Raw genomic sequence first — 7,557 nt, forward strand, 5'->3', positions numbered from 1 at the left:
CCGGCGGACCCTGCGCGGCGGGGGCTGCCCGGCCGGGCACGACGCCGAGGGCTGAGCCTCCCGGGCCCGGACCGCGGCGGGTCGTTCAGCCCCGTGAGCGCCTCCACCAGCGGCGACGGCGCGCGGGCTCCTCCTGCGGCGGCGCGGACTCCAAGGACGGCTCCAGCTCCTGCGCCGGCTCGGGCTGCTCGAGCTCCTCGGGGTCGATCCGCAGGCCGTCCTCGTCGACCCACACGTCGGTCCAGCCGACGTCGGACTCGTCCCGGGGCACGAAGGGGCGACGGCCCGGCAGGAGCTCCTCGCCCTCGGCCGCCGTCGGCTCCTGCGGGACGCGGACCTCCTCGCCGCGGTGCGGCACCGGGCAGGTCCAGAAGAACGGGCACCCCGGACAGCCGGCGGTCTCCTCGTCGGGAGCCGCCTCGCGCTGCATCGCGACGGTGTCGATCTGCTGCAGCATGCGCAGACGCGAGTCGTAGGGGTTGATCTCCATCTCGCGCCCAGCCTACTGCCGGGACGCGGGGCCGCCGCGCCGGGCGGGGGAACGTAGGATCAGGTGTCGATCACCAGCACGAGGAGACCCTGATGAGCACCCCGGCCGAGCGCGTCCGCGACACCACCCGACGCCTTCTCACGCTGCTCGAGGAGGGCGAGTCCACGACGCCCGAGGCGATCACGCTGCGCGCCGAGCTCGCCGAGGCCACCGCGGAGGCGGGCCAGCTCGAGGACGCCTACTACCAGGCCGACGAGCTGCTCAAGGACGCGCGACGCGAGCACGGCGAGGACCACGAGGCGACCGTGCGGGCGCGCGCCGCGAAGGACGCGGTCGAGGAGATCGCCCGCCGAGGCTGAGGCCTCGTCCGTCGTCGGCGCCCGTCACCAGCGGAAGCCGCCCTCCCGCAGGCGCGCATCGACCTCGCCCTGCATCGAGATCGCGTAGGTCTCGGTGATGTGGTCGTCGTCGAGCGAGACGCGCACGTTCCCGATCACCGGAGGGCACTCGCCGCCCGGGCAGATCAGGTCGTTGACGTCCAGCGGCACGACGGGGCCCGGCGCCTGCTCGAGCAGCGCCGCGTCGGGGCGCTCCTCGGCCAGCGGGGCCGGCAGGGGAGAGATGCAGGAGGGGTCCTCCGTGCCCTTCTCCTCCGTGCAGGGCACCGGCTCGACCTCCAGCCGCGGCTGGTCCCGCAGCGCCATCACCGTCGAGCCCTGCGCGCCGAGCGAGGCGAGGGTCTGCTCGATCCCGGGGACCACCGTCTCCTCGTAGTCGGTGGAGAGGAAGGTCGTGTTCAGCACCACGGCCTCCGGCGCGATCTGCTCGATGTACGCCTCGGTGTCGGCGCTGAACCGGTCGCAGACCTCGTTGACATGAGCGTCGGGCGCGTAGGTGCAGCCGCCCTCCCACAGCGTGATCACGGTCCATCCCTCGCGCGCGGCGAGCGGGGCCAGTGCGCCGGTGAACTGCTCGATGCGGGAGTTGCCGGCGCTGACCAGCACCGGGCCCCCCTCCTCGCCGGGGATCTGCGCACAGCGGGTGGAGAGCCGCTCGGCGGCCTCGCCCTGCGGCTCGAGAGCGCCCGTGCACGGCTCGGTCCCGGTGAACCAGTCCTTCCCGATCGTCGCCGCGGTGGGCAGCGGCTCGGCCGACGGGTCCGCGTCGGGGTGGACGGTGAAATCGGGGTCCAGCACGCGGGCGCCGGGGTTGTCGGCCACGGCGCGGGCCTCCGCCTCGCGCTGCTCGCCCAGCAGGTGCTGCTGCGCGCCGATCATCGGTGCGAGCGCGAGGACGAAGCAGCTGAGGACCACGAGGCCGCCGCGCCGCGCCTTCGCTCCCGCCCAGCGCCAGCGCCGGACCGGGGTGTCGACGACCTTCGTGAGCAGCCAGGCGAGGACCAGCGAGAGCAGGATCAGAACCAGCCCGTCGAGCAGGCCGGCGCGCTCCTTCCCGGCCCGGGCGAGGTAGAGGGTCAGCAGCGGCCAGTGCACCAGGTACAGGCCGTAGGAGATGTCGCCGAGCACCCGGCCGGGACGGGTCGAGAGCAGACGGTCCACGCCGAGGGGGTGCCCGGTGGTGCCGGAGCACAGCACCAGCGCCGCGGCCGCGAGCGGCCAGGCCGCGATCCAGCCCGGGAAGGCGCCCTGCACGTCGACCAGCAGGCCGCAGGAGACGAGCCCGATGATGCCCGCCCAGCCCATCACCACCGGGACCAGGGCGGTGCGGGGACGGGGACGGCGGCGCCGGCCGGTGCGGGCGCGGCGCTCCTCCCAGACCGGGAGCGCCAGGCCCAGCAGGGACCCGGCCGCGAACTCCCACAGCCGGGCGAAGGTGTCGAAGTAGGCGATCTCCTGCTGGACCGCGGTGGAGTGCACCGACCAGGCGAAGGACGCCACCAGCACGAGCGCGAAGACGACGGCGAGCACGCCGCGCACGGACCAGCCGCGCCACCGCGCCAGCAGCACGCCGCCCGCGATCAGCAGCGGCCACGCCAGGAACACCTGCCCCTGGATGGACAGCGACCAGAAGTGCTGGAAGGCCGAGGCGCCGGTCTCCTCCGCCGCGTAGTAGTCCACGCCCCGCCGGACCAGCACCCAGTTCTCCACGTGCAGCACCGAGCCGATCGCATCGGTGAGCGCGGTCATCCAGCGGTCCGCGGGAAGCACGAGGTACACCCCGGCGAGGGTCGCGAGCGCGACCACGGCCGTCGGCGGCAGCAGCCGCTTGAAGGTGCGGGCCCAGTAGGCCGGCGGACGCATCGCCCGGCCCGCATCGGCCTTGCGCAGGAACGTCCCCACCAGCAGGAACGCGGAGATGAACAGGAACACGTCCACGCCGCCGGAGACCCGGTCGAACCAGACGTGGTAGAGCACGACCAGGCCGATCGCGAGGCCGCGCAGGCCGTGCAGCTCGGGGCGGAAGCGACCGGCGGGCGTGGACCCGCCCGCGGGAGCGGCACCGGCTGCGGCGGTCCCGGCGCGGACGGGGGAGGAGGGCTGCGAAGGCATGGAGGGGACTCGGAGGATCTCGGGGAGGGACGGGAGGGGGAGAGGTGATGCGCAGGGCGCCGTCGTGCGGGGCGTCAGCCCCGGAGGAAGGAGGCGCAGGCCTGCTGCAGCAGCAGCGGGTCCGCGGTCGCGCACATCTCGCGGGCCGAGTGCATGGACAGCAGCGTGATGCCCACGTCGATCGTGGTCATTCCCAGGCGGGTCGCGGTGATCGGCCCGATCGTGGAGCCGCAGGGCATGGCGTTGTGGGAGACGAAGTGCTGGTGCGGCACCCCGGCCCGCTCGCAGGCGGCGACGAAGGCGGCGATGCCGACGGCGTCGGTCGCATAGCGCTGCTGGGCGTTGATCTTCAGCATCGGACCCTCGCCGAGGCGCGGCCTGGTCACGGGGTCGTGGCGCTCGGGGTAGTTCGGGTGCGCGGCGTGGCCGGCGTCCGCGGAGAGCACGAGGGAGGAGGCGAGGACCTGGCGGCGGCTCGCCTCGTCGCCGCCGAGCGCGGCGTGGACGCGCACCAGCACGTCCTCGAGGAAGGGGCCGGCGGCGCCGGAGCGGGTGGCCGAGCCGACCTCCTCGTGGTCGTTGGCGACCATCATCGCGATCGGGGCGGGGCCCTCCGCGGTCCCCGTGCGGGCGGCGCCGGCGACCGTCGTGAGCGCCTCCACCTCGGCGTGCACGGAGGTGAGGTTGTCGAGCCGGCCCGAGGCGAGGAACTCCTCGTCGGCGCCGAACAGCGCCGGGGCCTGAGCGTCGACGGTGACGACGTCGAGGCCGACGATGTCGGCGCGGCCCACCCCGGCGTGATGGGCGAGGATCTCCAGCACGTCCAGGCCCGCGAAGCCGAGCACCGGCTGCATGTGCCGCTGCGGGTCCAGGGTCAGGCCGTCCTTGTTCACGCCCCGGTCCAGGTGCACGGCGAGCTGCGGGATGCGCAGCAGCCCCGGCGTGTCCACGAGGACGGTCGACCCGTCGGCCAGGGCGAGCCGGCCGGCCAGGCGCAGCTCGCGGTCCAGCCAGGAGTTCAGCAGCGGCCCGCCGTAGATCTCGACGCCCACCTGGCTGAGCCCCTCGGCGCCGAAGCGGGGATCGGGCTTGACCTTCAGGGCGGGGGAGTCGGTGTGGGATCCGACGATCCGGAAGGGGGTGGCCGCGTCCGCGCCCTCGGGGGCGGACCAGGCGATGAGCGAGCCGTCGCGCAGCACGTAGCGGTCGCCGGCGACGTCGCCTGCGGTCCAGGGCGCGGTCTCCACCAGCTCGGTGAAGCCCGCCGCGGCCAGGCGTCGGGCCGCCTCGCGGGCGGCGTGGAAGCTCGAGGGGGAGGCGGTGACGAAGGCGCCGAGGTCGAGCGCGGCGGCGCGGGCGCGGGGGGAGGGGGACGCGGCGGAGAAGGGGGTCACCCGTTCATTGAACCATCGGTGCCGCGGCAGGGGAGCATGCGCAGCAGCTTCGCGTCGCCCACCTGCAGCACCACCTCGGCGGCGCCGGTCTCGGAGATCTCGTTGAGCCCGGTGTAGGTCGCGGATCGGCCGTGGATCTCCTTCGGCCCGAAGTCCAGCGCGTAGTCCACCCCGAGGTCCTCCGCCGCATCGCACACCTCGGGGTCTCTCTGCGCATCGTCGAGGTGGCCGTTGAGCAGGTGCACCTCATCCTCCGCCTGGAAGCTCATGAAGGTGTTGAGCACCTCGCGGTCCGAGATCGCGTAGGCCAGCGAGCTGCCGTTCCAGGCGTTGGTCGCGATGACGGCGTCCTCGGGCACCACCTCCGGCAGCATCAGCAGCAGCGCCCGCTCGTCATCGCTGAGCAGGTTGTCGCTGCGCCATTCGCGCTCGAGATATGTCTCGGACACCTCGGTGCTGGGGGAGAAGTAGCCCACGGCGATGATGGCGAGGCAGAGCGCGACGGCGAGGACGGCGCCGGCGGTGCCGCGCAGGACGGGCAGCAGCCGTGCGGCCCATCGCAGCAGCAGGTCCAGGCCGACGGCGAGCAGCGGGACGGCGGCGGTCGCGAGCATCACCGTGATGCGGTTGTTGTCGCTGTACCAGTTGCCGGTGAGCTCGTAGCGCAGGTCGTCGACGGGCAGCGAGCGGGTCGCGACCGACAGGGCGCCCGCGGCGAGGAAGGCGATCACGAGCCAGCGGGAGCGGGATCCGATCAGCACCGCGAGCACGCACAGCGCCACGAGAACGCCGAGCGGCAGCCAGATCGGGGTCGCGTTCGGGGCGAGGGTGAGGGTCTGCCAGATCGCCTCCTCCGTCGTGGCGTTCGGGCCCCACACGGCGGCCGAGGCCTCCACGGGCCGGAACCGGTGCCAGATGTCGTGGCCGACGACGATGACGAGGGCGGTCAGCGGCACGAGCAGGGCCAGCCGGATCCCGGCGCGCGGGCGGCGGCGCACGAGATCGGTCGCCGTGGCGAGCACGGCCCACACCATCATCGGCACGCCCATCACGAGCGCGACGAACACCCCCTGGGGATGGGCGAGCGCGACCGCCCCGGAGACGGCGGGCACCAGCACGCCGAGCTGCCCCCCGGTGAGGCGCTGCTCCCCGTCCGGCGCCAGGCGCACCAGGTGCACGATCAGCATCAGCACCAGCGGCATCATCGACAGCGAGTACAGATAGGGCAGCAGCACGCCCCAGGACATCATCGACAGCGGGAAGGCGGAGGCGACCCCGGCCAGGGCGCCCGCGGCCAGCCAGCCGGCGGGGCCCGCGTTCGTGCCGGTGCGCACCAGCGCCATCAGCGCCAGCGGCCACACCGTCGTGCCCAGCAGCAGCATCACGAGGTTCGAGGCCAGGACGATGTCCTGCCCGGAGAGCTGGACGACCAGGCTCACGGTCTGGTGCCAGAGCGCGGGGTAGAAGGTCTCCTCGCCCGGCAGGGTGGTCATCCCGCCCACGGTCCAGGCGGAGCCGTCGCCGAGGCGGAGGATGTGCCGCACGGCGTTGAGGTGGAAGACGTTGTCGTAGGACTGGTTGACCCGGAACAGGCCGCCCATCATGTCCAGTGCGCGCAGCAGGATGTACCCGCCGCCGATCGCGAGGCCGAGCAGGATCGTGGCGGCGCGGCCGCGGCGGGTGCCGAGGGCGCGCCCGAGGGCGGTCTCGGGGACGCCCGTGGTCGTCGTGGCTGTGGCAGTGTTCGTCGCCGCGGCGGTCGCCGTGGACGTGGAGGAGGCGGCGCCCTCGGTGTCGTGCGCTGCGTCGACGGTCTGCGAATCGGGGGTCGCCGCGTCGGCGCCGTCGGCCGCCGTGTCGTCCCCGTCCTCCGCCGCGTCGTGCGCGACGGGCTCCGGGGCACCGACGCGGTGGGTGTGCCGGGAGCGGCGTCGGCCGATGCCGGCCGACCACAGCAGGCCGCCGAGGACCAGGCCGAGCACGAGCGGGGAGAGCACCGTCCACGGGATGGAGAGGAGGTGGCCGAGCTCCGCGGAGGCGGCGATCAGCACGGCCGAGACCGGGGTCACCACGGCGAGGGCCGTCAGCGGCCGCAGCCGCAGCGCCAGGACCGTCGGCAGTCCGGGCGCGCCGAGCACGAAGAGTGCCGCGACCAGCACGGCGAGCACTCTCAGAACGTCCACGCACGGCCTCCTGCAGTCCATCGGCGGGGCGTGGGCGCCCCGAGGGTCCGGATCATGCTAGTCGTCCGTCGGTCCTGCGACCTGCTCATCCGGTCGCCGCCGCGAGCTCGCGCGTCACCGCCGCGGCGAGGACCTCCTCGACGAACACGCGGGTCAGGTGGTCGTCGTCCATGTAGACATAGGTGTCGCCGAGGATCGGGGAGCAGCGACCGCCCGGGCAGATCTCCTCCGTGAGGTCCAGCACCCTCACGGAGGAGCCGGGACCGGTGAGGGACTCGAGCGAGCCCGCGGGGTTCTCGGGCGCGAGCTTCGCGGAGGCGTCCGCGCCGCAGGCCTCGTCGGCCTCGACCGGGGTGCCGCCGCCCTCGATCACCGCCTCCGGGCAGGAGTACTGGTCCGTCTCCCAGCGCGGCGTGTCCCGCATCGCGAGCACGTCGATGCCGCGGTCCAGCAGGGTCTGCACGGCGCCCTCGGTGCCCTCCGGCAGGGTCTCCGCGGCGGAGTCGGGGGCGGTCTGGGTCACGGTGGTCACCACGAGGTCGGGCTCGACGGCGTCGAGGTACTCGAGCACCCACTCGTCGTAGCCCGCGCAGTAGGGCCACCGCTCGGTGCCGGCGAGGAAGGCGCAGCCGTCCATCGCGAGGTTCACGATCTGGGCATCGCGGGCCTCGGCCGTGGGCAGCAGGGCGGGGATGTACTGGCGGGCGTGGGAGCTCCCGACCACCACGATCGTCTCGGACGGCTCCGCGTCCCCGGGCAGCAGCTGCTGGCAGCGCGTGTGCGGGAAGTCGCTCGCGGGATCCCACGCCCCCGAGCAGCTCTCGGGCAGCTCGGGCCACTGGCTGCCGAGGTCCCAGCCCTCCGGGCGCAGCTGCGCCGGGGCCTCGGTCGCGACCTCGTCGGTGGGGATCGCGTCCTCTCCTGCGACCGGCGGCGGGGAGGACGGGGTGCGCTGCAGCACGCCCCACCAGCCGCCGGCC

At 74.1% G+C, this 7,557-nt stretch carries 6 protein-coding genes; 1 reads left to right on the forward strand and 5 read right to left on the reverse strand.

Going from position 1 to position 7,557, the window contains the following annotated elements:
* Nucleotides 1-85: 85 nt before the first annotated feature.
* Nucleotides 86-490, reverse strand: coding sequence for a hypothetical protein (locus HMPREF3159_RS00550; RefSeq protein WP_070499074.1), 405 nt, complete (start codon nucleotides 488-490; stop codon nucleotides 86-88).
* 92 nt (nucleotides 491-582) lie between these two features.
* Here HMPREF3159_RS00550 and HMPREF3159_RS00555 point away from each other — a divergent pair, with 92 nt between their 5' ends.
* Nucleotides 583-849, forward strand: a complete 267-nt coding sequence (locus HMPREF3159_RS00555) for a hypothetical protein (RefSeq protein ID WP_070499075.1) — start codon at nucleotides 583-585, stop codon at nucleotides 847-849.
* Between the two features lie 24 nt (nucleotides 850-873).
* Here HMPREF3159_RS00555 and HMPREF3159_RS00560 read toward each other — a convergent pair whose 3' ends face one another.
* From HMPREF3159_RS00560 to HMPREF3159_RS00575, 4 genes are all read right to left on the reverse strand, one after another.
* Complete coding sequence (locus HMPREF3159_RS00560; RefSeq protein WP_070499076.1) at nucleotides 874-3,000, reverse strand: acyltransferase family protein; 2,127 nt, start codon at nucleotides 2,998-3,000, stop codon at nucleotides 874-876.
* A 74-nt stretch (nucleotides 3,001-3,074) separates the two neighbouring features.
* Nucleotides 3,075-4,394, reverse strand: a complete 1,320-nt coding sequence (locus tag HMPREF3159_RS00565; RefSeq protein WP_070499077.1) for a M18 family aminopeptidase — start codon at nucleotides 4,392-4,394, stop codon at nucleotides 3,075-3,077.
* Nucleotides 4,391-6,577 (reverse strand): DUF6541 family protein, encoded by a 2,187-nt coding sequence (locus HMPREF3159_RS00570; RefSeq protein ID WP_070499078.1) that lies wholly within the window; start codon nucleotides 6,575-6,577, stop codon nucleotides 4,391-4,393. Before HMPREF3159_RS00570 ends, HMPREF3159_RS00565 begins: the two co-directional genes overlap by 4 nt.
* Nucleotides 6,578-6,662: 85 nt before the next feature.
* On the reverse strand, nucleotides 6,663-7,557 hold an 895-nt coding region (locus HMPREF3159_RS00575; RefSeq protein WP_305764308.1), incomplete at its 5' end, for an SGNH hydrolase domain-containing protein.

The sequence above is a fragment of the Brachybacterium sp. HMSC06H03 genome, from assembly GCF_001807385.1.
In the GTDB taxonomy this organism is placed as follows: Bacteria; Actinomycetota; Actinomycetes; order Actinomycetales; family Dermabacteraceae; genus Brachybacterium; species Brachybacterium conglomeratum.